The 25,179-nt window shown below is 64.8% G+C and carries 41 protein-coding genes and 1 pseudogene; 2 read left to right on the forward strand and 40 right to left on the reverse strand.

What is annotated here, in order from left to right:
* Positions 1 to 146 precede the first annotated feature (146 nt).
* The 40 genes and pseudogenes from truA to QM618_RS11815 form a co-directional block, all read right to left on the reverse strand.
* Positions 147 to 983: a tRNA pseudouridine(38-40) synthase TruA gene (truA, locus tag QM618_RS11620; protein ID WP_428099274.1), complete on the reverse strand. Its 837-nt coding sequence runs from the start codon at positions 981 to 983 to the stop codon at positions 147 to 149.
* A 46-nt stretch (positions 984 to 1,029) separates the two neighbouring features.
* The gene (gene rplQ / locus QM618_RS11625) at positions 1,030 to 1,686 is read right to left on the reverse strand and encodes a 50S ribosomal protein L17 (RefSeq protein ID WP_428099279.1); all 657 of its coding nucleotides are present in this window, start codon (positions 1,684 to 1,686) and stop codon (positions 1,030 to 1,032) included.
* Positions 1,687 to 1,714: 28 nt separating this feature from the next.
* Positions 1,715 to 2,704 carry a DNA-directed RNA polymerase subunit alpha gene (locus tag QM618_RS11630; RefSeq protein WP_428099282.1) on the reverse strand — a complete coding sequence of 330 codons (990 nt, stop codon included), beginning with the start codon at positions 2,702 to 2,704 and terminating at the stop codon, positions 1,715 to 1,717.
* A gap of 136 nt (positions 2,705 to 2,840) precedes the next feature.
* Positions 2,841 to 3,230 (reverse strand): 30S ribosomal protein S11, encoded by a 390-nt coding sequence (gene rpsK / locus QM618_RS11635; RefSeq protein WP_062463072.1) that lies wholly within the window; start codon positions 3,228 to 3,230, stop codon positions 2,841 to 2,843.
* Between the two features lie 3 nt (positions 3,231 to 3,233).
* Positions 3,234 to 3,602: a 30S ribosomal protein S13 gene (gene rpsM / locus QM618_RS11640; RefSeq protein ID WP_428099287.1), complete on the reverse strand. Its 369-nt coding sequence runs from the start codon at positions 3,600 to 3,602 to the stop codon at positions 3,234 to 3,236.
* A gap of 123 nt (positions 3,603 to 3,725) precedes the next feature.
* Entirely contained in the window at positions 3,726 to 3,839 is a 114-nt protein-coding gene (gene rpmJ / locus QM618_RS11645) for a 50S ribosomal protein L36 (protein WP_062069916.1), read from the reverse strand.
* 10 nt (positions 3,840 to 3,849) lie between these two features.
* Positions 3,850 to 4,071 carry a translation initiation factor IF-1 gene (gene infA, locus QM618_RS11650; protein ID WP_061960952.1) on the reverse strand — a complete coding sequence of 74 codons (222 nt, stop codon included), beginning with the start codon at positions 4,069 to 4,071 and terminating at the stop codon, positions 3,850 to 3,852.
* Positions 4,072 to 4,191: 120 nt separating this feature from the next.
* The gene (locus QM618_RS11655; protein WP_428099292.1) at positions 4,192 to 4,497 is read right to left on the reverse strand and encodes a hypothetical protein; all 306 of its coding nucleotides are present in this window, start codon (positions 4,495 to 4,497) and stop codon (positions 4,192 to 4,194) included.
* A gap of 74 nt (positions 4,498 to 4,571) precedes the next feature.
* Entirely contained in the window at positions 4,572 to 5,339 is a 768-nt protein-coding gene (locus QM618_RS11660) for a hypothetical protein (RefSeq protein ID WP_428099295.1), read from the reverse strand.
* A 99-nt stretch (positions 5,340 to 5,438) separates the two neighbouring features.
* The gene (gene map, locus QM618_RS11665; protein ID WP_428099299.1) at positions 5,439 to 6,245 is read right to left on the reverse strand and encodes a type I methionyl aminopeptidase; all 807 of its coding nucleotides are present in this window, start codon (positions 6,243 to 6,245) and stop codon (positions 5,439 to 5,441) included.
* A gap of 18 nt (positions 6,246 to 6,263) precedes the next feature.
* The gene (locus tag QM618_RS11670) at positions 6,264 to 6,824 is read right to left on the reverse strand and encodes an adenylate kinase (RefSeq protein WP_428099302.1); all 561 of its coding nucleotides are present in this window, start codon (positions 6,822 to 6,824) and stop codon (positions 6,264 to 6,266) included.
* A complete protein-coding gene (gene secY / locus QM618_RS11675; protein WP_428099305.1) occupies positions 6,824 to 8,122 on the reverse strand; it encodes a preprotein translocase subunit SecY in 1,299 nt (432 codons plus the stop codon). The genes QM618_RS11670 and secY overlap by 1 nt, the downstream gene beginning before the upstream one ends.
* Positions 8,123 to 8,203: 81 nt before the next feature.
* The gene (rplO, locus tag QM618_RS11680; RefSeq protein WP_428099308.1) at positions 8,204 to 8,995 is read right to left on the reverse strand and encodes a 50S ribosomal protein L15; all 792 of its coding nucleotides are present in this window, start codon (positions 8,993 to 8,995) and stop codon (positions 8,204 to 8,206) included.
* Positions 8,995 to 9,177, reverse strand: coding sequence for a 50S ribosomal protein L30 (gene rpmD, locus QM618_RS11685; RefSeq protein WP_428099311.1), 183 nt, complete (start codon positions 9,175 to 9,177; stop codon positions 8,995 to 8,997). Before rpmD ends, rplO begins: the two co-directional genes overlap by 1 nt.
* Positions 9,177 to 9,746, reverse strand: a complete 570-nt coding sequence (gene rpsE / locus QM618_RS11690; RefSeq protein WP_428099314.1) for a 30S ribosomal protein S5 — start codon at positions 9,744 to 9,746, stop codon at positions 9,177 to 9,179. Before rpsE ends, rpmD begins: the two co-directional genes overlap by 1 nt.
* Positions 9,747 to 9,776: 30 nt before the next feature.
* Complete coding sequence (gene rplR, locus QM618_RS11695) at positions 9,777 to 10,151, reverse strand: 50S ribosomal protein L18 (protein ID WP_428099317.1); 375 nt, start codon at positions 10,149 to 10,151, stop codon at positions 9,777 to 9,779.
* Positions 10,152 to 10,153: 2 nt separating this feature from the next.
* Positions 10,154 to 10,690 carry a 50S ribosomal protein L6 gene (gene rplF / locus QM618_RS11700; protein ID WP_428099320.1) on the reverse strand — a complete coding sequence of 179 codons (537 nt, stop codon included), beginning with the start codon at positions 10,688 to 10,690 and terminating at the stop codon, positions 10,154 to 10,156.
* 15 nt (positions 10,691 to 10,705) lie between these two features.
* A complete protein-coding gene (gene rpsH, locus QM618_RS11705) occupies positions 10,706 to 11,104 on the reverse strand; it encodes a 30S ribosomal protein S8 (RefSeq protein WP_428099323.1) in 399 nt (132 codons plus the stop codon).
* A gap of 57 nt (positions 11,105 to 11,161) precedes the next feature.
* Positions 11,162 to 11,347 carry a type Z 30S ribosomal protein S14 gene (locus tag QM618_RS11710; protein ID WP_428099326.1) on the reverse strand — a complete coding sequence of 62 codons (186 nt, stop codon included), beginning with the start codon at positions 11,345 to 11,347 and terminating at the stop codon, positions 11,162 to 11,164.
* 1 nt (position 11,348) lies between these two features.
* Positions 11,349 to 11,912, reverse strand: coding sequence for a 50S ribosomal protein L5 (gene rplE, locus QM618_RS11715; RefSeq protein WP_428099330.1), 564 nt, complete (start codon positions 11,910 to 11,912; stop codon positions 11,349 to 11,351).
* Entirely contained in the window at positions 11,912 to 12,250 is a 339-nt protein-coding gene (gene rplX / locus QM618_RS11720; RefSeq protein ID WP_428099334.1) for a 50S ribosomal protein L24, read from the reverse strand. The genes rplE and rplX overlap by 1 nt, the downstream gene beginning before the upstream one ends.
* Before the next feature lie 4 nt (positions 12,251 to 12,254).
* Positions 12,255 to 12,626 carry a 50S ribosomal protein L14 gene (gene rplN / locus QM618_RS11725; protein ID WP_428099337.1) on the reverse strand — a complete coding sequence of 124 codons (372 nt, stop codon included), beginning with the start codon at positions 12,624 to 12,626 and terminating at the stop codon, positions 12,255 to 12,257.
* Between the two features lie 58 nt (positions 12,627 to 12,684).
* A complete protein-coding gene (rpsQ, locus tag QM618_RS11730) occupies positions 12,685 to 12,972 on the reverse strand; it encodes a 30S ribosomal protein S17 (protein WP_428099340.1) in 288 nt (95 codons plus the stop codon).
* A gap of 24 nt (positions 12,973 to 12,996) precedes the next feature.
* A pseudogene (gene rpmC / locus QM618_RS11735) lies at positions 12,997 to 13,224 on the reverse strand (50S ribosomal protein L29); the annotation flags it as partial.
* Positions 13,224 to 13,643: a 50S ribosomal protein L16 gene (rplP, locus tag QM618_RS11740; RefSeq protein WP_428099344.1), complete on the reverse strand. Its 420-nt coding sequence runs from the start codon at positions 13,641 to 13,643 to the stop codon at positions 13,224 to 13,226. The pseudogene rpmC and the gene rplP, both read right to left, overlap by 1 nt.
* A gap of 3 nt (positions 13,644 to 13,646) precedes the next feature.
* Complete coding sequence (gene rpsC, locus QM618_RS11745; protein WP_428099347.1) at positions 13,647 to 14,459, reverse strand: 30S ribosomal protein S3; 813 nt, start codon at positions 14,457 to 14,459, stop codon at positions 13,647 to 13,649.
* Complete coding sequence (gene rplV / locus QM618_RS11750) at positions 14,459 to 14,830, reverse strand: 50S ribosomal protein L22 (RefSeq protein ID WP_428099349.1); 372 nt, start codon at positions 14,828 to 14,830, stop codon at positions 14,459 to 14,461. The genes rpsC and rplV overlap by 1 nt, the downstream gene beginning before the upstream one ends.
* 30 nt (positions 14,831 to 14,860) lie before the next feature.
* Positions 14,861 to 15,139: a 30S ribosomal protein S19 gene (rpsS, locus tag QM618_RS11755; protein ID WP_428099353.1), complete on the reverse strand. Its 279-nt coding sequence runs from the start codon at positions 15,137 to 15,139 to the stop codon at positions 14,861 to 14,863.
* Between the two features lie 12 nt (positions 15,140 to 15,151).
* Positions 15,152 to 15,991 (reverse strand): 50S ribosomal protein L2, encoded by an 840-nt coding sequence (gene rplB, locus QM618_RS11760; RefSeq protein WP_428099355.1) that lies wholly within the window; start codon positions 15,989 to 15,991, stop codon positions 15,152 to 15,154.
* Between the two features lie 13 nt (positions 15,992 to 16,004).
* Positions 16,005 to 16,307, reverse strand: a complete 303-nt coding sequence (gene rplW / locus QM618_RS11765) for a 50S ribosomal protein L23 (RefSeq protein ID WP_428099359.1) — start codon at positions 16,305 to 16,307, stop codon at positions 16,005 to 16,007.
* Between the two features lies 1 nt (position 16,308).
* Positions 16,309 to 16,992 carry a 50S ribosomal protein L4 gene (gene rplD, locus QM618_RS11770; protein ID WP_428099767.1) on the reverse strand — a complete coding sequence of 228 codons (684 nt, stop codon included), beginning with the start codon at positions 16,990 to 16,992 and terminating at the stop codon, positions 16,309 to 16,311.
* A gap of 5 nt (positions 16,993 to 16,997) precedes the next feature.
* Entirely contained in the window at positions 16,998 to 17,660 is a 663-nt protein-coding gene (rplC, locus tag QM618_RS11775) for a 50S ribosomal protein L3 (RefSeq protein ID WP_428099361.1), read from the reverse strand.
* Positions 17,661 to 17,681: 21 nt separating this feature from the next.
* Positions 17,682 to 17,990 (reverse strand): 30S ribosomal protein S10, encoded by a 309-nt coding sequence (rpsJ, locus tag QM618_RS11780; protein WP_062074599.1) that lies wholly within the window; start codon positions 17,988 to 17,990, stop codon positions 17,682 to 17,684.
* Positions 17,991 to 18,226: 236 nt separating this feature from the next.
* Entirely contained in the window at positions 18,227 to 18,451 is a 225-nt protein-coding gene (locus tag QM618_RS11785; RefSeq protein ID WP_428099365.1) for a hypothetical protein, read from the reverse strand.
* A 10-nt stretch (positions 18,452 to 18,461) separates the two neighbouring features.
* The gene (locus tag QM618_RS11790) at positions 18,462 to 18,737 is read right to left on the reverse strand and encodes a hypothetical protein (protein ID WP_428099367.1); all 276 of its coding nucleotides are present in this window, start codon (positions 18,735 to 18,737) and stop codon (positions 18,462 to 18,464) included.
* Positions 18,738 to 18,972: 235 nt separating this feature from the next.
* Positions 18,973 to 20,163: an elongation factor Tu gene (gene tuf / locus QM618_RS11795; protein WP_428099371.1), complete on the reverse strand. Its 1,191-nt coding sequence runs from the start codon at positions 20,161 to 20,163 to the stop codon at positions 18,973 to 18,975.
* A gap of 110 nt (positions 20,164 to 20,273) precedes the next feature.
* Entirely contained in the window at positions 20,274 to 22,388 is a 2,115-nt protein-coding gene (fusA, locus tag QM618_RS11800; RefSeq protein WP_428099375.1) for an elongation factor G, read from the reverse strand.
* A gap of 47 nt (positions 22,389 to 22,435) precedes the next feature.
* The gene (gene rpsG, locus QM618_RS11805) at positions 22,436 to 22,906 is read right to left on the reverse strand and encodes a 30S ribosomal protein S7 (protein ID WP_428099378.1); all 471 of its coding nucleotides are present in this window, start codon (positions 22,904 to 22,906) and stop codon (positions 22,436 to 22,438) included.
* Positions 22,906 to 23,280, reverse strand: a complete 375-nt coding sequence (gene rpsL, locus QM618_RS11810; RefSeq protein ID WP_428099381.1) for a 30S ribosomal protein S12 — start codon at positions 23,278 to 23,280, stop codon at positions 22,906 to 22,908. Before rpsL ends, rpsG begins: the two co-directional genes overlap by 1 nt.
* 225 nt (positions 23,281 to 23,505) lie before the next feature.
* Complete coding sequence (locus QM618_RS11815) at positions 23,506 to 23,928, reverse strand: acyl-CoA thioesterase (protein WP_428099384.1); 423 nt, start codon at positions 23,926 to 23,928, stop codon at positions 23,506 to 23,508.
* A gap of 39 nt (positions 23,929 to 23,967) precedes the next feature.
* Between QM618_RS11815 and QM618_RS11820 the strand changes: the two genes are divergently transcribed.
* Together QM618_RS11820 and QM618_RS11825 are read left to right on the forward strand one after the other, a co-directional pair.
* On the forward strand, positions 23,968 to 24,522 hold the full coding sequence (locus QM618_RS11820; RefSeq protein ID WP_428099387.1) for a hypothetical protein: 555 nt from the start codon (positions 23,968 to 23,970) through the stop codon (positions 24,520 to 24,522).
* 34 nt (positions 24,523 to 24,556) lie between these two features.
* Positions 24,557 to 25,153 carry a hypothetical protein gene (locus QM618_RS11825; RefSeq protein WP_428099389.1) on the forward strand — a complete coding sequence of 199 codons (597 nt, stop codon included), beginning with the start codon at positions 24,557 to 24,559 and terminating at the stop codon, positions 25,151 to 25,153.
* Positions 25,154 to 25,179: the final 26 nt, after the last annotated feature.

Here is a 25,179-nt window from a genome sequence, read left to right on the forward strand (position 1 = left end):
CGCACAACGAGGGTCAATCATACCGGCGAGCACGTATCCGGGTCAATCTGGGGGAGCGACGCGCTGCGGTGCGAGGATTGACCGGCTCTAGCCCGTTCCCTGAGCGGGTGAGTGCTGGATTCCTCGCGAAACCAGCACCTGTGCACTCACAGGACGCGGCGGGCCCTCGTCACCTCGGCTCGAGCGGACAGTTCCGTATCCGGCGGGTAGCCCACCTCCTCGAGCGTCAGGCCGTACGGTGGAGCCACCCAGATGGCCTGGGACCGCGAGCTCGAGGCGGCGACTTCCTGCAGCCACGCCACATCGCGCCGCCCATCCCCCACCACCAACAGCGCGCCAACAAGCGAGCGCACCATCGAGTGGCAGAACGCATCGGCGCGCACCGTCGCCTCGATCACACCGGAGTCCGCGCGCGCCCAACTGAACTCGTGGAGCGTGCGGATGGTGGTGGCACCCTCGCGCCCGCGACAGAAGGCCGCAAAGTCGCGTAGCCCTGTCACCATGCCCGACGCTGCATTCAGCAGTCCCACATCGAGGCTGCGGTCGTGGGCAAGCACGTAGCGGTGGTTCAGGGGGTCGGGGATCGTGTCCGTCACGCGGTAGATATAGCGGCGCTCTGTCGCCGCGAACCGGGCATCGAACCCGTCAGGCGCCTCGGTCACCGCGAAGATGCGGATGTCTTGCGGGAGCACGCCGTTGAGGCGCGTCAGCAGCCCGTCCGCGGGCGAGCGATCGGAGCGTCCGGGCATGCGTTCCCACGCACCAACAGGCAGGTCCACGTGCGCCTGCTGTCCCCTCGCGTGCACTCCGGCGTCGGTGCGGCCGGCCACCGTCACGCGCAGCGACGGCACGCGCGTGACTTGCTCAAGCGCGCCCTCCAACTCCCCCTGCACGGTGCGTAGCGCGGGCTGCGCGGCCCAGCCGGCGAAGTCGGTGCCGTCATACGCAAAAACGAGGCGGGCCCGCACAACCGATTCAGTCATGGGGCCCGCCTCGCTAGGTCCTGCGACTACGCGCAGGATGACGTACTTACTTGGCGTCCTCGTCGACGGAGTCGTCCGCACCCTCAGCGGGAGCGGCGGCGGACTCGGTGGTCTCGGCGACCTCCTCGGTCACGTCCTCGGCGCCCTCGGCGGGAGCGTCGGAGTGAGCGCCCGTCTTGGACTCCTCGGCGATGGTCTCCTCGACCTCTTCGGAGGCAACCGTCTCCTCGGCGACGTCCTCGGCGGGAGCCGCCTTAGCGTCGGCCTTCTTGTCCGCCTTCTTAGGAGCGGCAGCCTTCGCGGTGGCCTTCGAGGCCTCCTTGACGACAGCCTTCTTGGCGGGAGCGCCAAACTCGACGAGCTCGATCACGGCCAGAGGAGCGTTGTCACCCTTGCGGTTGCCCACCTTGGTGATGCGGGTGTAGCCGCCATCACGCTCGGCGAAGCCGGGAGCGATCTCGGTGAAGAGCTTGTGCACAACGCCCTTGTCGGGAATGGTGCCGAGCACGCGACGGCGCGAGGCAAGGTCGCCACGCTTGGCGATCGTCACGAGACGCTCGGCGTAGGGACGCAGACGCTTGGCCTTGGTCTCGGTGGTGGTGATGCGGCCGTGCTCGAAAAGGCTCTGCGCAAGGTTCGCCAGGATCTGACGCTCGTGGGCAGGGCCGCCGCCGAGGCGGGCACCCTTGGTGGGGGTAGGCATGTCGATAGTTCCTTAGGTGATGTGCGACTTAGTCGTCGGAGCCGGAGAAGTAAACACCAGCGGCGGAGCGGTCGTAGTCCACGACGCCGTCCTTGAGGGCGAAGCCAAGCTCTGCGAGCTTCTCCTTCACCTCGGTGATGGACTTCTGGCCAAAGTTGCGGATGTCCATGAGGTCAGCCTCGGAGCGAGCGGTGAGCTCGCCAACCGTGTGGATGCCCTCGCGCTTGAGGCAGTTGTACGAACGCTGCGTGAGGTTCAGCTCCTCGATGGGCTGGTTGTAGTCCTCTTCGAGCGCCTCGTCGGAGTCCGACGGGCCAATCTCGATGCCCTCAGCGAACTCGTTCAGGCCCTTGGCGAGCGAGAACAGCTCCACGAGCGTGGAACCCGCGGACGCCACGGCGTCACGGGGCGCGATGGAGTTCTTGGTCTCAACGTCGATGATGAGCTCGTCAAAGTCGGTGCGCTGCGCAACACGCGTCGCCTCAACCTTGTAGGTCACCTTGAGCACGGGCGAGTAGATGGAGTCGACGGGGATCTGGCCGATCTCCGCGTCGTAGCTCTTGTTGAGGGCGGCGGGCACGTAGCCACGGCCACGCTCCACGGTGAGCTCCACCTCGAACTTGGCCTTCGAGTTGAGCGTCGCGATGTGGAGGTCGGGGTTGTGCACCTCGACGCCAGCCGGCGGGGCGATGTCGGCACCGGTCACGGCACCAGCACCCGACTTGCGCAAGTACAGGGTCACGGGCTCGTCGTGCTCGGAGGAGACAACGAGGTTCTTGAGGTTCAGCAGAATCTCGGTGACGTCTTCCTTGACACCGTCGATCGTGGTGAACTCGTGAAGCACGCCCTCGAAGCGCACCGACGTGATGGCGGCGCCAGGAATCGAGGAGAGCAGCGTGCGGCGCAGCGAGTTACCAAGCGTGTAGCCAAAGCCGGGCTCGAGCGGCTTGAGGGAGAACTGCGAACGGTTGTCCGAGAGAACCTTTTCGGTCAGGGTGGGACGCTGTGCAATAAGCACGGTTATTTCCTTTCCGAGCACCCACTATTTGATGCTCGCACCTGCGGGGGATCCTTCCCGCGGGGTCTGTGAAGTTGTTGGCGGGGCCGGGAGGCCCGACGCTGTGGTCACCACAGCGTCGGACGTCCCGTAGCGACTAGTTGCGGCGACGCTTAGGAGGGCGGCAGCCGTTGTGGGCCTGAGGCGTGACGTCCTTGATGGACGTGACCTCGAGGCCAGCGGCAGTGAGCGAACGGATCGCGGTGTCGCGACCGGAGCCCGGGCCCTTCACGAACACGTCAACCTTGCTCATGCCGGCCTCCTGGGCGCGGCGAGCAGCGGCCTCGGCGGCCATCTGCGCGGCGTAGGGCGTCGACTTGCGCGAGCCCTTGAAGCCAACCTGGCCGGAGGACGACCACGACACCACGGCACCGGAGGGGTCCGTGATGGAGATGATCGTGTTGTTGAACGTGGACTTGATGTGCGCCTGACCGTGAGCGACGGTCTTCTTGATCTTCTTGCGCGGCTTGCGCGTGGGAGCGGCCATGGCTTACTTCTTCTTTCCGGCGACGGTCTTCTTGGGGCCCTTGCGAGTGCGGGCGTTGGTCTTGGTGCGCTGACCACGGACCGGCATGCCACGACGGTGGCGCAGACCCTGGTAGTTACCGATCTCGACCTTGCGGCGGATGTCCGCCTGCACCTCGCGACGCAGGTCACCCTCAACGGTGAAGTTCGCCTCGATGTAGTCACGGATCGCGACGAGCTGGTCGTCGGTCGCGTCCTTTACGCGCAGGTCCGGGCTGATGCCAGTGGCTGCCAGAATCTGCTGGGAACGGGTACGGCCAACGCCGTAAATGTAGGTGAGCGCGACTTCGATGCGCTTATCGCGCGGAATGTCGACGCCGACAATGCGTGCCATGTTCTTCCTGATCTCCATCAGTAGTCGGAGGTCTGACGCTCAGGCTTCCCGCTGATGTGGTGCGGGCCTCGGCCTCCGAGCCGAGGGCACAAACTGTGCCTGAACGAGGATCTATGTAGTTGTCTAGCCCTGACGCTGCTTGTGGCGCAGGTTCTCGCAGATGACCATTACGCGGCCATTCCGTCGAATCACCTTGCACTTGTCGCAGATGGGCTTGACGCTGGGCTTAACCTTCATGGTTCTTTTCTTACTTGTAGCGGTAGACGATGCGGCCGCGCGACAGGTCATAGGGGCTGAGCTCCACCACTACGCGGTCCTCTGGGAGGATCCTGATGTAGTGCTGGCGCATCTTTCCCGAGATGTGAGCGAGGACGAGGTGCCCGTTCGTCAGTTCCACACGGAATGACGCATTCGGCAACGCCTCGACCACAGTGCCCTCAACCTCGATGACGCCGTCTTTCTTGGCCATGACTCCACTAACGTTGATGATTGGGAATGCGGGCGCGCAAAAACACCCGACCTGCCACTATACGCCACTTCGCCGTTGGGCTCAAGCCCGGGTCACGGGCACCGGTCCTGGTTCCGGCCCCTAGGCGTAGATGCTGCGCAGGCGCTGTTCGGCGGCGTCAGCCACGCGCTGCACATGGTGGTCCGCGAGGTTCCGCACCACCGACGACGGCGTGCGCGGGTTCGAGATGAGCGCGAGCAGCACCTCTGGCCGGTGATCGTGCCCGAGCGAGATGAGCGCTCCTGCGGGGCAGTCTGTGCGGCTCGCAATCGCGGCCCTCACAGACGGCTCGCGATGCACCGCGAGCGACAGCAACTCGCTAGAGGTGACGTCTTGGGCGCCCGCCCTGTACAGCGCGTAGCGCACGTCGTGCGTTGTGACGTTCACCAGTGAACCCCTCCCGTTGGCCCTCAAATGTGGCCTGTGGTCCCAGCCTATCCCGCACGGCGCAGGAAATGCCGCTAGTCGCGCACTTTGAATCCGCGCACGGGGGCCGTGCGGGTTGGGGCCGGCGCATTGGGAGTTGAGTGCGGGGTAAAGATCTGTGGCACGGATGCTGGGGCCGGTTCACTGCCCGACGGCGCGGCCTGCACGGGTGCGAACGTCACCATGGGCGGGGGCTGGGTGGGGACGGGCTGGGTGGGGACGGGCTCACCCGTGGCGATGTCCACCACGTTGAGGGGAGCCAGCTGCGGAATCACCATGCCATCCGCGGTCATTTGGGTTGGCAAGGGCGCTACGTGTTCGGCGAGCTCTGGCGTGTGCGCGTCCTCTTCCTCGGGCGAGGTTACGAACGTTCCCCCCGCGTCGAGCCGCGCTGCAGCCGCAGCGCGCACCGCGGACTTCCGGTGAAATGCGAGCTCCTCCACGAGGTCTCGCGGCAGCGCCGGATTCTCAAGAAGTGCGGTGACCACGTCCCCGGAGCGGTCCGCGCTGAGGTAGGCCATGACCGTCCGTTGCGCCCTGGGGTTGCGCGCGACGGCCGCACGCACCTCTGCCGAGTAGTCGTGGGCAAGCGTGACCATGAGTCCCCACGGGCAGTCATCGCGGCCCGCGATGCCTACGCGAACAAGAGTGTTGCGGCTTGCACCAAGCTCGAGCACTCGCGCCTTGTCCAGTGCAGGCTGAATTGCCTCGGCCACCTCGGCGCTCGCGCCCGGTGCGTAGTTGAATCCTCGCGCCATCTTGGCCCCCTGCCCGCCGGGCCCCAGGGTGAGGCCCCGTTGCATGGCCGACGCTATGGGCGAGTGGTTTCAGTCACCGTCACCGCAGGTAACCGGCGTGTTAACTAAGGTCAGGATGTGAAGAACCCGACACCCAGCCGGGACTTACCAAGCCGGGACGGGGACCACGCCGAACGGGGCGAGGCCCTCAGCGCCGCCGTCGGACGCCGTAAGAACCCAGATGCCCGCCTCGTGAACTGCCACCGAGTGCTCCCAGTGAGCCGCACGGGATCCGTCGGCGGAGACTACCGTCCACTCGTCAGAGAGCGTGAGCGACTGGTCCGTTCCACGGATGAACATGGGCTCGATCGCGAGGCACATTCCCGGCTGCACCTTGGGCAAGCGGCCGCGCACGCGGTAGTTCAGGACGTCGGGCTCTTGGTGCATCTCGGTGCCGATGCCGTGGCCAACAAAGCCCTCCATGGGGTGCAGCCTCGCGGCAATGGCGACGTCCTCGATCGCGGCACCCACCTCATTGAGCCGCTTGGCGGTCGTGAGCGCAGCGATGCCCGCCCACATCGCGGTCCGCGTGGCGTCGCTCAGCGCGACATCGTCAGGGTCTGGGGTGTCGCCGATGACAAGCGTGATGGCGCTGTCGCCATGCCAGCCTTCGACGATGGCTCCGCAATCGATCGAGACCACGTCGCCGTCTTCGAGCACGCGGTTGCCGGGGATGCCGTGCACCACCTCGTCGTTGACGGACACACACGTGGTGGCGGGGAAGCCGTGGTAGCCAAGGAAGTTGGACGTGGCGCCCCGCTCCGCGATGACTGCGGCGGCGGCCGCGTCAACGTCAGCGGTGGTGGCGCCGACAACCGCCGCTGTGCGCGCCGCCGCAAGTGCTGCCTCGACCACAACGCCTGCGCGAGCCATGATGGCCATCTGCGCCGTGGTCTTGAACTGGATGCCCATCAGGGGTCAGGCCCTTAACTACGACAGCGCGGCGATGATGCGTGCGGTGACCTCGTCGATGTCACCAAGTCCATCAACCTGCACCAGCAGTCCGCGGCCCGCGTAGAACGCGGTGAGGGGGGCGGTTGACGTCGCGTACACGTCGAGACGCGTGCGAATGACCTCTTCGGTGTCGTCCGCGCGGCCCTCGATCTCGGCACGCTTGAGCAGCCGAGCGGTTACCTCGTCGAAGTCCGCCGTGAGCTCGATCGCGGCGTCGAGGCGAGTGTCGAGGTCGGCGAGCATCGCGTCCAGCTCAACCGCCTGCTCAGGGTTACGGGGGTAACCGTCGAGCAAAAACCCGGGCACAGCGTCGGGCTGTCCAAGGCGGTCACGCACGATGGCGTTCGTGAGCGAATCCGGAACCAACTGCCCAGCGTTCGTGAACTCTTGGGCTTGCTTGCCCAGCTCGGTTCCACCCTTGATGTTGGCGCGGAAGATGTCGCCCGTGGAGATCGCGGGGATCCCAAAGTGCTCCGAAAGGCGCGCGGCCTGCGTGCCCTTGCCGGCTCCGGGAGGGCCGAGGAGAATCGCCCGCATTACTTGAGGAACCCTTCGTAGTGACGCTGCTCAAGCTGGGACTGGATGCGCTTGACGGTGTCGAGACCAACACCAACGAGAATCAGGATCGACGTGCCACCGAACGGGATGTTGGTGGAGACGCCCATCATCACGAACGCCACCATCGGCACCAGCGCAACGATCGCGAGGTAGATGGAGCCCGCGGCCGTGATCCGCGACAGCACGTACTCGAGGAAGTCGGCGGTGGGCTTGCCAGGGCGAATGCCGGGGATGAAGCCACCGTACTTCTTCATGTCGTCCGCAACCTGGTCAGGATTGAACGTGATCGCCGTGTAGAAGTAGGCGAAGAAGATGATCAGCAGGATGTAGAGCAGCATGTGCCCCGGCGCCTTGGGATCGGCGATGTTGTTCTGCATCCACACCACCCAGTCCGCGGGGTCATTCCCGGAGAACTGCGCGATGACAACGGGAAGCGTCAACAGCGACGACGCAAAGATCACGGGGATAACACCCGCCATGTTGATCTTCAACGGGATGTACGTGGACGAGCCACCAAGAGTGCGACGGCCAACCACGCGCTTCGCGTACTGCACGGGGATACGGCGCTGGCTCTGCTCAACAAAGACAACCACCGCGATGACAACGAGCAGCAACAGCGCCAGCAGCAGCGTGTTCATGGGGCCATTGCTCGAACGCCAGATCGCCGAGATGTTCGACGGGAACGAGGCGGCGATCGAGGTGAAGATCAGCAGCGACATGCCGTTGCCAACGCCGCGCTCGGTAATGCGCTCGCCGAGCCACATCACGAACACGGTGCCCGCGGTCATCGTCAGCACCATCATGGTGATGGTCTGCCACGACTCGTCAGGAACGACGGGGTACGCGCACCCAGGGAAGAACTGGCCGTTGCGCGCGAGCGTCACGTAGGACGCGGACTGCAAGGCCGCGAAGCCCACGGTAATGTAGCGCGTGTACTGCGTGAGCTTTGCCTGGCCTTCTTGGCCCTCGCGGTACAGCGTCTCGAACCGCGGAATCAGCACGCGGAGCAACTGCACGATGATCGACGCGGTGATGTAGGGCATGATGCCGAGCGCGAAAATCGACAAGTGGAGCAACGCGCCACCTGCAAAGAGGTTGAGGATGTCAAACGCCGCGTTGGTGTTGGTGCTTGCCGCACACAACTGCACGTTCTCGTAGTTGACACCCGGCGTTGGGATCGCCACACCAAGGCGATACACGGCCAGGATGCCAAGCGTGAGCAGCAGCTTCTTGCGCAGGTCCGGCGTGCGGAACGCACTCACGAAACCACTGAACATGAATCCTCCAGTTGTGGGGCGCCTCTCACGAGGCACGGTGTGGGCCCGCTGCCAACATTGGAGCGGGCCCAGCGACCGATTTTAGCCCTCGTTGACCGCGCCGCCCGCGGCCTCGATCTTGGTCTTCGCGGACTGCGAAACCTTGTCCGCGTCCACAAGGGTCACCTTGACGGAGATGTCGCCGTCGCCCAGCACCTTGACGGGCTTGTTCTTGCGCACGGCACCCTTCTCGACGAGGTCAGCCTTGGTCACCTTGCCGCCCTTGGGGAACAGCTCGGCGAGCTGCGCCACATTGACAACCTGGTACGTGACCTTGAACGGGCTCTTGAAGCCACGCAGCTTGGGAATGCGCATGTGGATGGGCGTCTGTCCACCCTCGAAGCGCTCCGGCACCTGGTAACGGGCGCCGGTTCCCTTGGTACCGCGACCAGCGGTCTTACCCTTGGACGCCTCACCGCGACCCACGCGGGTCTTCTTGGTGTGCGCGCCAGCGGCAGGACGCAAGTGGTGCAGCTTGAGCGTCGCAACCTTGTCCTCACCCTCTGCGGGCTTGGACGCGGCCTTGGCGGCAGGCTTCTTGGCGGCAGCCGTCTTGGCGGGCGCCTTGGCGGCAGGCTTGCTGTCCGACGCTGCGGGAGCCTTAGCGGCAGCCTTCGGCGCCGCCTTCTCCGCGGTCGCCTTGTCTGCCGTCGCCTTAGCGGCGGGCTTCTTGGCGGCAGCCGTCTTCGCAGCGGGAGCCTTGGCGGCAGCGGCCTTCGCCGGAGCCTTCTTGGCAGCAGGCTTATCAGCCTTGGCGGCCGCAGGCTTGTCAGCCTTGGCAGCAGCAGGCTTCTTAGCCGGAGCCTTCTTGGCGGGGGTCTTCTCCTCAGCCATTAGTCAACCTCCTCCACGGCAACCAGGTGGTTGACCGCCTTGACCATCCCGCGAATCTCGGGACGGTCCTCCTTCACGACAATGTCGCCGATGCGCTTGAGACCGAGCGAACGCACGGTCTCGCGGTGCTGCGGCTTGACGCCGATGACCGAACGCTTCTGCGTGATCTTGAGGCGTGCCATTACTTCACCCCTGCAGCCTGAGCGCGCAGCATCGCCGCGGGGGCGACCTCTTCGACGCTCTTGCCGCGGCGCGCAGCCACGGCCTCAGGACGCTCGAGGCGCTTGAGCGCGTCGACCGTCGCGTGGACGATGTTGATGGCGTTGGACGAGCCGAGCGACTTGCTCAGCACGTCGTGGATGCCAGCGCACTCGAGCACCGCGCGCACCGGACCACCGGCGATAACACCGGTACCGGGGGACGCGGGGCGCAGGAACACGACACCGGCAGCGGCCTCACCCTGCACGGCGTGCGGGATGGTGCCCTGGATGCGCGGCACGCGGAAGAAGGAGCGCTTTGCCTCCTCGACACCCTTCGAGATGGCGGCAGGCACCTCCTTCGCCTTGCCGTAACCGATGCCGACGTTGCCCTCGCCATCGCCAACGACCACAAGGGCGGTGAAGCTGAAGCGGCGACCGCCCTTCACGACCTTGGAGACGCGGTTGATGGTGACGACGCGCTCGACGAACTTGTTCTCCGGCTCCTGGCCGCGACGGTTGTCGTTGCGGCGGCCGGTGTTGTTGTCAGCCATAGTGTTTCCCTAAACCTGTTCCGGCCGCCCCTACAGGGACAGGCCGCCCTCTCGTGCGCCGTCGGCCACTGCCGCAACGCGGCCGTGGTACTTGTTGCCACCGCGGTCGAACACGACAGCGTCGATGCCCGCAGCCTTGGCGCGCTCGGCGACCAGCTGGCCCACCTTCGACGCCTTGGCCGTCTTGTCGCCCTTGAGCGAGCGGACATCGGCCTCGAGGGTCGACGCCGACGCGAGGGTGGTGCCCTGCGTGTCGTCGACAATCTGCGCGACCATGTGACGCGACGAGCGAGTCACAACGAGACGGGGACGAGCCGGCGTACCGGAGATCTTCTTGCGCAGGCGGAAGTGGCGACGCTGACGCGACACCGCCTTGCCCTTGCCCTTGACAGTGATGCTCCTCATGGCTACTTACCTGTCTTTCCGGCCTTGCGGCGAACCTGCTCGCCCGCGTAGCGGACACCCTTGCCCTTGTACGGCTCGGGCTTGCGAATCTTGCGAATGTTGGCCGCAACCTCGCCCACCTGCTGCTTGCTGATGCCAGCAACGGAGAACTTGGTGGGGCTCTCCACAGCAAAGGTGATGCCGGCGGGCGGCGTGACGACCACGGGGTGCGAGAAGCCGAGGGCGAACTCGAGGTCCGAGCCCTTGAGCGCCACGCGGTAACCGGTGCCGACGATCTCGAGCTTCTTCTCGTAACCGTCGGTCACGCCCGTGACCATGTTCGCGACCAAGGTGCGGGTAAGACCGTGAAGGGACTTCGCGAGGCGCTCGTCGTTGGGACGCTTCACCTCGAGGCCGTCTTCCGACTTCTCGACCGTGATCGGGGCGGCCACCGTGTGCGTCAAGGTGCCCTTGGGGCCCTTGACCGTCAACTCGGAGCCGTCAATCGTGACATCCACGCCCGCGGGGACCGCGACGGGGATCTTTCCAATGCGCGACATATCTGTTCCTCCCGCTTACCAGACGAACGCGACGACCTCGCCGCCGACGCCCTTCTTCTCGGCCTCACGGTCCGTGAGCAGACCAGAGGAGGTGGACAGGATGGCAACGCCAAGACCGCCAAGAACCTTGGGGAGGTTCGTGGACTTTGCGTACACACGCAGGCCCGGCTTGGAGACACGGCGCACACCGGCAAGCGAACGCTCGCGGTTGGGGCCGTACTTGAGGGTGAGGGTGAGCGTCTTGCCCACCTCGGCGTCGGCCACGGAAGAGCCGGCGATGTAGCCCTCGGCCTCGAGGATCTTGGCGATGTTCGCCTTGAGCTTCGAGTGAGGCATCGACACGGTGTCGTGGTACGCCGAATTCGCGTTGCGCAGACGCGTGAGCATGTCTGCGATCGGGTCAGTCATTGTCATGAGTGTTGAACTCTTTCTCGCCACGGTTTCCTTGAACAGGACCTGCGGCGTAGTTGATTACCAGCTGCTCTTGGTGATTCCGGGCAGCTCGCCAGCGTGCGCCATCTCGCGGAAGCACACACGGCAGAGACCGAACTTGCGGTACACCGAGTGCGGACGACCGCACTTCTGGCACCGGGTGTAGCCGCGAACGGCAAACTTGGGCTTCTTGGCCGCCTTGTTCTTGAGGGCAGTCTTCGCCATGTCACTTCTCCTTGAACGGGAAGCCCAGCTGCTTCAGCAGCGAGCGACCCTCGTCGTCCGTGGACGCGGTCGTGACAATGGTGATGTCCATGCCGCGCACGCGGTCGATCTTGTCCTGGTTGATCTCGTGGAACATCGACTGCTCGTTGAGACCGAAGGTGTAGTTGCCGTGGCCGTCGAACTGGCCCGGGTTGAGACCGCGGAAGTCACGGATACGGGGAAGCGCGATCGACAGCAGTCGGTCGAGGAACTCCCACATCCGGTCGCCGCGCAGCGTCACGTGGGCGCCGATGGGCTGACCCTCACGCAGTTTGAACTGCGCGATGGACTTGCGGGCCTTGGTGACCTGCGGCTTCTGGCCCGTGATCGCGGTGAGGTCGGCGATGGCGCCCTCGATGAGCTTCGAGTCGCGCGCGGCCTCGCCCACACCCATGTTGACGACGATCTTGGTGAGACCGGCAACCTGGTTCACGTTGGCGTGGTTGAACTCCTCGATGAGCGCCGGGGCGATCTCTTCGCGGTACTTGGCCTTCAGGCGCGGCTGAGTGTTAGTCGCGGTAGCCATTAGACGTCCTTACCCGAGCGCTTGGCGACGCGGACGCGCTGAGTGCGCGTGCGGCCGTCACGCTCGACCTGCTCGGTGCGGTACCCAACACGGGTGCCCTTCTTGGTCTCGGGGTCAACCAGCATCACGTTCGAGACGTGAATGGGGGCCTCGATGTGGACGATGCCACCCGACTGCTGGTCCCGACGAGTACCGGGCTTGATGTGCTTGGTCACACGCTGAATACCCTCGACGATCACGCGGTCGGAGTCCTTGAGGACCTCGAGCACGCGACCCTGCTGACCGCGGTCCTTGCCCGCGATGACGACGACGAGGTCGCCCTTCTTGATCTTCGCCATGGGACTAGATCACCTCCGGTGCCAGCGAGATGATCTTCATGAACTTCTTGTCGCGCAGCTCGCGGCCAACAGGGCCGAAGATGCGGGTGCCACGGGGGTCACCATCAGTGTTCTTGAGGATCACCGCTGCGTTCTCGTCGAAGCGGATGTAGGAACCGTCGGGACGGCGGCGCTCCTTGGTGGTGCGCACGACGACTGCCTTAACGACATCGCCCTTCTTGACGTTGCCGCCAGGGATAGCGTCCTTGACGGTGGCAACGATCGTGTCGCCGATGCCGGCGTAGCGACGGTGCGAGCCGCCGAGCACACGGATGCAGAGGATCTCCTTGGCACCCGTGTTGTCGGCGACGCGAAGTCGCGACTCCTGCTGAATCATGTCTGTGTCTCCTGTCGTCTGGTTCTCGCTGATCGCTCAGCGAGCCTGGTCGAACTTTCTACTTGGCCTTTTCGACGATTTCGACCAGGCGCCACCGCTTGGAAGCGGACAGCGGGCGGGTCTCCATCACCACAACGAGGTCGCCGATACCGGCGGTGTTGGCCTCATCGTGGGCCTTGATCTTGCTGGTACGGCGCATGACCTTGCCGTAGAGCGGGTGCTTGACGCGGTCCTCGATCTCCACGGTGATGGTCTTGTCCATCTTGTCTGACGTCACGTACCCGCGACGCGTCTTGCGGTAAGCGCGGTGCTCGGTCGTGGCCGTCGTGTGCTTCTTGGTCGACATAGTGCTTCCTTACTCGGCCTTCGCGCTCGGTGCGGTCCTGATGCCGAGCTCGCGCTCGCGCAGGATCGTGTAGATGCGGGCGATGTCACGCTTCACGGCCTTGAGGCGGCCGTGGTTCTCAAGCTGACCCGTCGCGGACTGGAAGCGCAGGTTGAACAGCTCTTCCTTCGACTTCTTGAGCTCCTCGAGAAGGCGCTCGTCCTCCATGGCGTCGAGCTCGGAGGGAGCAAGGGCCTTAGTACCGATAGCCATCAGATGTCACCACCTTCACGGGTCACAAAACGGGTCTTCATAGGCAGCTTGTGCTGGGCGCGGCGCATGGCCTCGCGGGCCAGCTCCTCGGGCACGCCGGCGAGCTCGAACATCACTCGGCCTGGCTTGACGTTGGCGACCCACCACTCGGGCGAACCCTTACCGGAGCCCATGCGGACTTCGGCAGGCTTCTTGGTCAACGGGCGGTCGGGGTAGATCGTGATCCACACCTTTCCACCACGCTTGATGTGACGCGTCATGGCGATACGAGCCGCCTCGATCTGGCGGTTCGTCACATACGCAGGCTCAAGAGCCTGGATGCCGAAGTCGCCAAACGTCACCTGGGTACCACCGGTAGCAGCGCCGGAACGTCCGGGGTGGTGCTGCTTGCGGTGCTTGACTCGACGGGGAATAAGCATGGCTTAGCCTTCCTTCCCAGCGTCAGCTGCAACAGCCTCGGCCGCAGGGGCCTCGGCGCCAGCCTCAGCCTGAGGGGCGGAGTCGCGGCGCGGGCCGCGAGACGGACGGTCACCACGGTCGCCACGGCCGGTGCGCTGGGGGCGCGGAGCCTTGGCCTGCTCGGCCGCCCACTCCTTCTCGGTCATGTCGCCCTTGTAGATCCACACCTTGACGCCGATCTGGCCGAACGTGGTGCGGGCCTCAAAGAAGCCGTAGTCGATGTTGGCGCGGAGCGTGTGCAACGGCACACGACCCTCGCGGTAGAACTCGGAGCGCGACATTTCCGCGCCGCCAAGACGACCGGAGCACTGCACGCGGATGCCCTTGGCGCCGGCACGCAGCGCGGACTGGATGCCCTTGCGCATGGCACGACGGAACGACACACGCGAAGCGAGCTGCTCGGCGATGCCCTGGGCAACGAGCTGAGCGTCCACCTCGGCGTTCTTCACCTCGAGGATGTTGAGCTGAACCTGCTTGCCCGTGAGCTTCTCGAGGCTCGCGCGCAGCTTGTCCGCCTCAGCACCGCGGCGACCGATGACGATGCCGGGACGAGCGGTGTGGAGGTCCACACGCACGCGCTCGCGGGTGCGCTCGATTTCTACCTTGGACACGCCCGCACGCTCGAGACCCTTGGCCATGAGCTGACGGATCTTGACGTCCTCGTCCACGTAGTCGCGGTAGCGCTCGCCCTTCTTGGTCGAGTCGGCGAACCAGCGCGAACGGTGGTCGGTCGTGATGCCCAGGCGGTAGCCGTGGGGGTTGACCTTCTGACCCATTACTTGGCCCCTTCCTTGACGGCGACCGGGGTCGCGACAACGACAGTGATGTGGCTCGACCGCTTGAGGATGCGGTTGGCACGGCCCTGAGCGCGCGGCTGAATGCGCTTCATGGTCGGGCCCTCGTCCACGTAGATCTCCTTGATGACCAGGTCACGCTCGTCAAAGCGCTCGCCGGCGATGTCTGCCTTCACACGCGCGTTGGCGACGGCGGACTCGATGAGCTTGCGCACGTCAACGGCAACGGCCTGCGGCTGGAACTTCAGCGCCGTGGCTGCCTCGAGAGCGTTCTGACCACGGACAAGGTTCACGACGCGGCGAGCCTTCTGAGCGGTGACGCGAAGGTGTCGCGTCTGCGCCTTGGCTTCCATATCTGACTCCTACTTCTCTCGCCCGGGCGCCTAGCGGCGGCCCTTGCGGTCGTCCTTAACGTGGCCCTTGAACGTGCGCGTGGGAGCGAACTCGCCCAGCTTGTGCCCAACCATCGACTCGGTGACGAACACCGGGACGTGCTTGCGGCCGTCGTGCACGGCAAAGGTGTGACCAAGGAAGTCGGGGGTGATAACCGACCGACGGCTCCAGGTCTTGATGACATTCTTGGTACCGGCTTCGTTCTGGCCGTCCACCTTCTTCTGCAGGTGGTCGTCGACGAAGGGGCCCTTCTTCAGACTGCGTGGCATATCTCAGGCTCCCTATCGCTTGTTCTTGCCGGTCTTGCGGCGACGCACGATGAGCTTGTCGCTTTCCTTGTTGGGACGGCGGGTGCGGCCCTCGGGCTTGCCCCAGGGGCTCACCGGGTGACGACCACCAGAGGTCTTACCCTCACCACCACCGTGGGGGTGGTCCACCGGGTTCATGACGACACCACGGACGGTCGGGCGCTTGCCCTTCCAACGCATACGGCCGGCCTTACCCCAGTTGATGTTCGACTGCTCGGCGTTGCCCACCTCTCCGACGGTGGCGCGGCAGCGCGCGTCGACGTTGCGGATTTCGCCGGACGGCATACGCAGCTGCGCGTAGGCGCCGTCCTTGGCAACGAGCTGCACCGACGCACCAGCGGAACGCGCGATCTTGGCGCCGCCACCGGGCTTGAGCTCGATGGCGTGAATCACGGTACCGGTGGGGATGTTGCGCAGCGGCAGGTTGTTGCCGGGCTTGATGTCAGCACCGGCACCGGCCTCAACGCGGTCGCCCTGGCCGAGCTTGTCGGGGGCGATGATGTAGCGCTTCTCGCCATCTGCGTAGTGCAGAAGGGCGATGCGCGCCGTGCGGTTGGGGTCGTACTCGATGTGCGCAACGGTCGCGGGCACGCCGTCCTTGTCGTGACGACGGAAGTCGATCACGCGGTAGGCGCGCTTGTGACCGCCACCCTGGTGACGGGTGGTGATGCGGCCGGTGTTGTTGCGGCCACCCTTCTTGTGAAGGGGGCGGACGAGCGACTTCTCGGGCTCCGAACGGGTGACCTCGACGAAGTCGGCGACGGACGAGCCACGGCGGCCCGGCGTCGTCGGCTTGTACTTACGAATAGCCATGTCTGTTCCTTACCTAGCCAACCTGGCCGAAGATGTCGAGGGTCTCACCGGCACCAAGGGTGACGATGGCGCGCTTGACGTCCTTGCGCTTGCCCATACCGAAGCGGGTGCGACGCACCTTGCCCTTGCGGTTGATGGTGTTCACGGCCAAGACCTTGACACCGAAGATCTGCTCAACGGCGATCTTGATCTCGGTCTTGTTCGAGCGGGGGTCCACCTCAAAGGTGTACTTGCCCTCGTCCATGAGCGAGTAGCTCTTCTCCGACACGATGGGACGGATGAGAACGTCGCGGGGGTTCTTGTTGATCTGCGTCATCTCAGGCCTCCTCGACCTCAGACTCGGTCGCGACAGCCTTCGCCTGCTTGCCCGTTGCGGGGCCTGCGACGAACGCCTCGAGCGCGCCGGCCGTGAAGACGGTGTCGTCGTTCACGAGCACGTCGTAGGTGTTGAGCTGGTCAACGGCGAGCACGTGAACGTCGGCCGCGTTGCGCAGCGACTTCCATGCGGTCTCGTCGTTGCGCTGAAGCACCACGAGGGCGCTACGACCGGCCGTGAGGGCCTGGATCGCGGCGAGAGCGGACTTGGTGGACGGCACGTCACCGGCAACAACGTCCTTGAGGACGTGCACGCGGCCGGCGCGAGCGCGGTCAGAGAGCGCACCGCGCAGGGCGGCCGCCTTCATCTTCTTGGGCGTGCGCTGCGAGTAGTCACGCGGCTGGGGACCGTGAACGGTGCCACCACCGGCGAACTGGGGAGCGCGGGTTGAACCCTGGCGGGCGCGACCGGTGCCCTTCTGCTTGTACGGCTTGCGGCCACCGCCGGAGACGTCACCACGGGTCTTGGTGGCGTGCGTGCCCTGGCGGGCAGCCGCACGCTGTGCCACGACAACCTGGTGGATCAGCGGGACGTTGGCGTCGACGTCGAAGATCTCTGCAGGAAGAGCGGCAGTGCCGGTCTTCTTGCCCTTCGCGTCAATCACGTCGATCGTGAGGTCAGCCATGTCGATCACGCACCCTTCACGGCGGAGCGGATCAGCACGATGCCGCCCTTGGCGCCGGGAACGGCGCCCTTGATCAGCACGAGGCCCTTCTCAGCGTCAACCGAGTGGATCGTGAGGTTCTGGATGGTACGGCGCTCGTTACCCATGCGACCGGCCATCTTGAGGCCGCGGAACACGCGCGAAGGCGTGGACGCGCCGCCGATGGAGCCCGGCTTGCGGTGGTTACGGTGCGAACCGTGGGAGGCGCTGACGCCCTTGAAGCCGTGACGCTTCATCACACCAGCGGTGCCCTTGCCCTTGGTGGTGCCCGTGACGTCGACCTTCTGGCCGGCCTCGAACACGTCCGCAGCAATCTCCTGGCCGAGCGAGAACTCGGCGGCGTTGGAGGTGCGGATCTCTGCAACGTGGCGGCGCGGCGTCACACCGGCGGCCTCGAAGTGGCCCGCGAGCGGCTTGGTCACGCGACGCGGGTCGACAGCGCCGAACGCCAGCTGGACGGCCTCGTAGCCGTCGCGGTCCGCGTTCCGCACCTGGGTCACAACGTTGGTGTCTACCTGGACGGCGGTGACCGGAACAATCCGGCCTGCCTCGTCCCACACCTGCGTCATGCCCAGCTTCGTACCGAGCAGCGCCGTCACGGCGCGCTGGGCATTGGAAGTGGTAGTCATGATTGTTAAGTCCTTATGGGCCTAGAGCTTGATCTCGATGTTCACGTCCGCGGGCAGGTCGAGACGCATGAGCGAGTCAACAGCCTTGGGCGTGGGGTCCACGATGTCGATGAGGCGCTTGTGGGTGCGCATCTCGAAGTGCTCGCGGGAGTCCTTGTACTTGTGGGGAGAACGGATCACAACGAACACGTTCTTCTCGGTGGGCAGCGGGACGGGTCCCACCACGGACGCACCGGCGCGAGTGACCGTCTCAACGATCTTGCGGGCGGAGGAGTCGATGACCTCGTGGTCATAGCTCTTCAGCCGGATGCGGATCTTCTGTCCCGCCATGGCGTGTCTGCCTTTTCTCTCGTACAGCTATGGTCTTCACCCCGACCCCCGCGCTCGGGCGTGTCGCGCATCTTCGACGCGCGCACACCCCAGCCGGTTTTTCACGGCGATTCGTGGGTGAGTGATGGCTACCCCAAAAGGGCAACCTGAATATTGTGCCAGATTGGGCGTGCGCACGCAAACGGCACCGTGGGCGCTCAAGCCCACCACAGCGTCGGGCATGCCCGACGCTGGTGTCAGTTCACCGGTACGTCGCCCTTGGTGCTCTTGCGATCGTAGTAGGTGGGGCTGAAGAACAGGATGAGCCACATCGTTAGTGCGAGGATGCCCACCACCAGTCCCGCGTCTACGAGCGGCATCGGGTCAGACCCCAGGTAGAACAGGACGCCCTGTGTGGCGAAGAACGTGAGCACAACAATGCCCATCTGCTTGAGGAACTTCCCCCACGTCTCGCGGCTCATCGGGTCTCCCTCACCGAGCGTTCGCTCGAGGTTGAGTCCCAAAGGGCCACCGCACGCCCAGTCGTCGATAGTTGCGGAACTGCAGGATGTTGGTCCAGACAATCGCGAGGCCCGACGGTAGCAGCAGCCACGCGCCAAGGTCTGGTCGCACAAAGGCGAAGTAGAACACGGCGAGCGTAGCGATCCCCAACAGCGTTGTCACCGCTGCGTGCACCGGCGTCGCGAACAGCGGCTTGGTATTGAGGTCGAACGTGCTCACGAATCGTGGCGGCTGCTCGCTGCTCATGTTTACCCCCTTGTCCCCCGCCCATTCTCCCTGGGCCGATAAATCGGACGTTACCACAGCGTCGGGCAGACCCGACGGCCCGGGCGCCTCCAATTCCCGGTCCCCTGAGTGCCTGAGTGCTGGATCTGGCGACAATCCGACACTCACGCACTCAGGGAGCGAGCGGAGGCGCCCGGAAACGCAACGAGGGCCCCCAGCCGAAGCTGGGAGCCCTCGCGCGTCAGTAAGTAAGTACTTACTTGAGGATCTTGGTCACCGTGCCGGAGCCGACGGTGCGGCCACCCTCACGGATCGCGAAGCCCTGGCCCTCTTCCAGCGCGATGGGCTGGATGAGCTCAACCGTCATGTCGGTGGTGTCACCAGGCATAACCATGTCGGTGCCCTCGGGCAGCGAGATGACGCCGGTCACGTCCGTGGTACGGATGTAGAACTGCGGGCGGTAGTTCGTGTAGAAGGGGTTGTGGCGACCACCCTCGGACTTGTCGAGGATGTAGCAACGGCCCTCGAACGAGGTGTGGGGCGTGGTGGTGCCGGGCTGGACCACAACCTGGCCGCGCTCAACGTCCTCACGCTTGGTGCCACGAAGAAGCAGACCGCAGTTCTCGCCGGCCCAGGCCTCGTCCATGCTCTTGTGGAACATCTCGATACCGGTGACGGTGGTCTTCTGGGGCTCGCGGATACCGAGGATCTCGACCTCAGAGTTGATCTTGAGCTTGCCGCGCTCCACCTTGCCGGTGACGACGGTGCCACGACCGGTGATCGTGAAGACGTCCTCGATCGGCATGAGGAAGGGCTTGTCCATGTCACGCACGGGCTCGGGGACGTTCTCGTCCACCGCGTCCATGAGAGCCTGAACGGTGGCAACCCACTTCTCGTCGCCCTCGAGGGCCTTGAGAGCGGACACCTGCACGACGGGAGCGTTGTCACCGTCGAAGCCCTGCGAGGACAGAAGGTCACGGACCTCGACCTCGACGAGCTCGAGGATCTCCTCGTCGTCGACCATGTCGGACTTGTTGAGGGCCACGAGCAGGTAGGGCACACCCACCTGGCGGGCGAGCAGCACGTGCTCACGCGTCTGGGCCATGGGACCGTCGGTCGCGGCAACCACGAGGATTGCGCCGTCCATCTGGGCGGCACCGGTGATCATGTTCTTGATGTAGTCAGCGTGACCCGGAGCGTCGACGTGAGCGTAGTGACGCTTCTCGGTCTCGTACTCGATGTGCGCGATGTTGATGGTGATACCGCGCTCGCGCTCCTCAGGAGCCTTGTCGATGTCCTCGAAAGGCGTGAAGGGGTTGAGGTCCGGGTACTTGTCGTGAAGCACCTTGGAGATGGCGGCGGTCAGCGTCGTCTTACCGTGGTCGACGTGACCAATGGTGCCGATGTTCACGTGCGGCTTGGTCCGCTCGAACTTGGCCTTGCCCATGATGGGTTCCTCCTGGAATTTCTCTGTTCTGAGACTCGGGTAGTGGATCGGTGCCTGGTGGGGCGCTATCCCTACTGGTCGTTATTCTTACTTATTTTCAACCGGTGGGACTACTCGCCCCGGGTCTTTGCGATGATCTCCTCGGCAACGTTGCGAGGAACCTCGGCGTAGCTGTCGAACTGCATCGAGTACACCGCGCGGCCTTGCGTCTTGGAACGCAGGTCGCCGACGTAGCCGAACATCTCGGACAGCGGCACCAAAGAATCAATGACCTTCACGCCAGCGGCGTCCGTCATGGAACGGATCTGACCGCGACGCGAGTTGAGGTCGCCGATGACGTCGCCCATGTAGTCCTCAGGCGTACGGACCTCAACGGCCATAACGGGCTCGAGGAGCACGGGGTTCGCCTTGCGCGCGGCCTCCTTGAAGGCCATCGAGCCGGCAATCTTGAACGCCATTTCGGACGAGTCAACCTCGTGGTACGCACCGTCGACGAGGGTGGCCTTGATGCCCACCATCGGGTAACCGGCGAGCACACCGAGCTGCATCGCGTCCTGCATACCGGCGTCGACCGACGGGATGTACTCGCGAGGCACGCGACCACCGGTGACGGCGTTCACAAACTCGTACTGCACCTCGGCGTCTGCCTCGAGCGGCTCGAGCCCGATCTGCACCTTGGCGAACTGACCAGAACCACCGGTCTGCTTCTTGTGGGTGTAGTCGTGCTTCTCAACCTTGGAACGAATGGTCTCGCGGTACGCAACCTGGGGCTTACCGACGTTGGCGTCCACCTTGAACTCGCGCTTCATGCGGTCAACGATGATGTCGAGGTGGAGCTCACCCATACCGGAGATGACGGTCTGGCCGGACTCCTCGTCGAGGCGCACGCGGAACGTGGGGTCCTCTTCGGCGAGCTTCTGGATGGCCGTCGACATCTTCTCCTGGTCACCCTTGGTCTTGGGCTCCACGGCCACGTGAATCACGGGCTCGGGGAACGTCATCGACTCAAGCACAACCTGGTTGGCGGGGTCGGACAGGGTGTCGCCGGTGGTGGTGTCCTTAAGGCCGATGACCGCGTAAATGTGGCCAGCGGTCACGGACTCGACCGGGTTCTCCTTGTTGGCGTGCATCTGGAAGATCTTTCCGATGCGCTCCTTCTTGCCCTTAGTCGCGTTGACGACCTGGGCACCGGATTCCAGGTGACCGGAGTACACGCGGATGTACGTGAGGCGGCCGAAGAACGGGTGCGCAACAACCTTGAACGCGAGCGCGGAGAACGGCTCAGCGGCGTCGGCGTGACGCTCGATGATCTTCTCTTCGTCGTTGGGGTCGTGCGCCTCGATGGCGGGCACGTCCAGCGGCGAGGGGAGGTAGTCAACGACGGCGTCGAGCATGGGCTGCACTCCGCGGTTCTTGAACGCGGAGCCACACAGCACGGGGTAGATCTCCGAGGCGATGACCATCTTGCGGATACCCGCCTTGATCTCTGCGGTCGTGAGCTCCTCGCCACCGAGGTACTTCTCGAGCAGCTCGTCGCTGGACTCAGCAACGGCCTCGAGCAGTTCGGCCCGGTACTCCTCTGCCTTCGCCTGCATGTCGGCAGGGATGGCCTCGATCTCGTACTTGGCACCCATGGTCACGTCGCCCTTGGCGTCGCCGGGCCACACGAGGGCACGCATCTCGACAAGGTCGATCACGCCGAGGAAGTCGTTCTCAGCGCCGATGGGGAGCTGGATGACGAGCGGGCGAGCGCCAAGGCGGGACTTGATGGTGTCCACGGTGAAGTAGAAGTCGGCGCCCAGCTTGTCCATCTTGTTGACGAAGCAAATGCGGGGAACGTCGTACTTGTCGGCCTGACGCCACACGGTCTCGGACTGGGGCTCAACGCCCTCCTTGCCGTCGAACACGGCAACAGCGCCGTCGAGCACGCGGAGCGAACGCTCCACCTCAACGGTGAAGTCGACGTGGCCGGGCGTGTCGATGATGTTGATCTGGTTATTGGCCCAGAAGCACGTCACAGCAGCGGACGTGATCGTGATGCCACGCTCCTGCTCCTGCTCCATCCAGTCCGTCGTCGACGCACCATCGTGCGTCTCACCGATCTTGTAGTTGACACCCGTGTAGAACAGGATGCGCTCGGTCGTGGTGGTCTTGCCGGCGTCGATGTGCGCCATGATGCCGATGTTGCGGACCTTCTTGAGGTCCGTCAGCACGTCCTGTGCCACTGGGGGTTCTCCTAAAGTTGTTCGGATCCGTCGAACGAGGCTTGCGACTACCAGCGGTAGTGCGCGAACGCCTTGTTCGACTCGGCCATCTTGTGCATGTCCTCACGGCGCTTCACAGCGGCGCCAAGGCCGTTGGACGCGTCGAGGATCTCGTTCATGAGGCGCTCGGTCATCGTCTTCTCGCGACGCTTGCGCGAGAAGTCAACGAGCCAGCGAAGTGCGAGCGTGGTGGCGCGGATGGGGCGCACGTCAACCGGCACCTGGTAGGTGGCGCCACCAACACGGCGGCTCTTCACCTCAAGGGCGGGACGGATGTTGTCGAGCGCGCGCTTGAGCACGACGACGGGGTCCTGGCCGGACTTCTCGCGAACACCTTCAAGTGCGCCGTACACGATGGCCTCAGCCACGGAACGCTTGCCATCGAGCAGCACCTTGTTGATGAGCTGGGTCACGACGGGGGCGCCGTAAACCGGGTCGTTGATGATCGGACGCTTGGGCGCCGGTCCCTTGCGAGGCATTACTTCTTCTCCCTCTTCGCGCCGTAGCGGCTACGAGCCTGCTTGCGGTTCTTGACACCCTGGGTGTCGAGCGAGCCACGGACGATCTTGTAGCGCACACCGGGGAGGTCCTTCACACGACCGCCGCGGACGAGCACGATCGAGTGCTCCTGCAGGTTGTGACCCTCACCGGGGATGTAGGCCGTGACCTCAACACCGTGGGAAAGGCGCACACGCGCGACCTTGCGAAGCGCCGAGTTGGGCTTCTTAGGCGTGGTCGTGTACACACGCGTGCACACGCCACGACGCTGCGGGCTGCCCTGAAGGGCCGGGGTCTTGGTCTTGGACGCCTTGGGGTGGCGACCCTTCCTGACCAGCTGCTGAATCGTAGGCACTACTTCTCCGTGTTCGTATTTGTTGCAAAAACTTTGGTGGGGCACGACCCCCGCGCCCGGGCGTGTCGTACCTTGGTTGTGGCGCACCGGCGAGGGCGCGCGCAAGAGCCCGACGGCGCGGGCACGAGTATCTACGATACCCGCGACGCGCCTGAACGTCAAAGCAGAGTTTGCGTGCTAGCACGCCCGACGCTTGGCTCACCGGAGTTTTCCGGCCCACCCATTCTACGGCATCGGTGAGGGAGCAAGGGCGGTGAGCCGCTCCCTTTGGTCTTCATCAAGGCGGATGGGCCGCCACGTGGCGACATCGACGAGGACAAGAGTGGTGGTCGCCTTCACGGCGACGTCGCCTTCAAGGAGGATCTCGTAGCCGATCACGAAGCTCGCTCCCCCGATGCGTTCCACCGTGACAGCGATGTCAACGGCCTGCACATACGGGATGGCCTTGCGATAGGTGACATGAGCATCGGCCACCACCACCTGGACGGGCGTTCCCGCCGCGAGCGTGGGCAACACCGGAGCGCCTGGGTCCCAAAACGCCTGAACTCGCGCTTGCTCAAGCAACCCGAGCACCGCAACGTTGTTGACGTGTCCGTAGGCATCAAGGTCGCCCCACCGCACCGGAACCGAGACTGTACGTGCGGGCATAACCCAACCCTAGCGTCGGGCATGCGCTTAACTATGGGCATGACAACTCAGGGGGGACCCAATCCGAGTCCATCGTCGCGCCGCACCAAGCCATGGGTCGAGTGGCTCGTCGTCGCCGTGCTGATCCTTGCCGTTGGCGGCATCGCCTATTGGTATGCCATGGGGCGTGAGGCGCCGGAGCCGATCGTGACGCCGTCCCCAACACCAACCATCAGCGAAGAACCGGCAGCGTTCGCGGACGTAAATGGCCGCTGGTGTGACCCGGTTGAAGGCGAGAGCTCGATGGGGTGCGTCACTGTGGAGCTACCGGCGGCGACGTGGGACAACTTCCCCGACGAGCCCGACTACGTGTTCACGGATGACCTCGACTCCAGTGCGGACCCCGCCACCATCGACTACGACTTCGCCCCCAACTACGCAGAATGCTGGAGCGGAGTCGTGATGCCGGCGGGTGGTGACAGCGGCGCCGCGTTCGTCTACTGCCCAGTGGGGGCTCTGCCCGACGACGAGGATCTCGCAGTTGCCGACGCGAGCGTCGAGCGGCTGTGGGTCACCCAGGACACCACGGCTCTCCCGTTTGTGCGCGAGGAGTGAGTGCCGTGCAGCGTGGGAGTGAGTGGATAGCGCCATGACCGAGCCGCACGCACAGAACAACTCGCGATCGTGGATCGCGTGGCTGGTCATCATCGTTGTTGCGGTGGTCGCCGGACTGGGCGTGTGGTGGTGGACGGGCCGCGACGACGCCGCGCCAGCTGTGTCGCCAGCGCCCAGCGTCACTCCTTCTCCGTCGGCGACGCCTAGCGCCACGCCCTCACCATCGGTGACGCCGAGCGCGACTCCCACCGCGACCGTGGCGGCCCCCTCGATGAGCGACATCAATGGTCGCTGGTGCGCCTCGTCCGAACCAGACCAGTGCCTCACATTCGAACTCCCCTATGTCTCCGACGACGACGGTGCGGACCCACCCCGGGTCGTCTACCCGTGGGACGCAGATGTGTCGCAAGACCCTTCAACCTATGACTACGACGTGCCGCCGACTACCGGCGGATGCTGGCAGGCGACGATCGACTATTGGCCCGGCGAAAGTGGCGCACCGCTGATCTTCTGCCCGGCGGGCACCGATGGCGCGGGCGAGTTTGCAGACATGCCAGGGCCCACAGACGCAGACCGGCTGTGGATCTGGTTCGAGCGACCCGACGACCCGCCGTACCTGCGCGCGGACTGAACCACGCCGTCGGGCAGTGTGCCCGC

This window comes from Demequina sp. (assembly GCF_049841215.1).
Classification (GTDB): Bacteria; Actinomycetota; Actinomycetes; order Actinomycetales; family Demequinaceae; genus Demequina.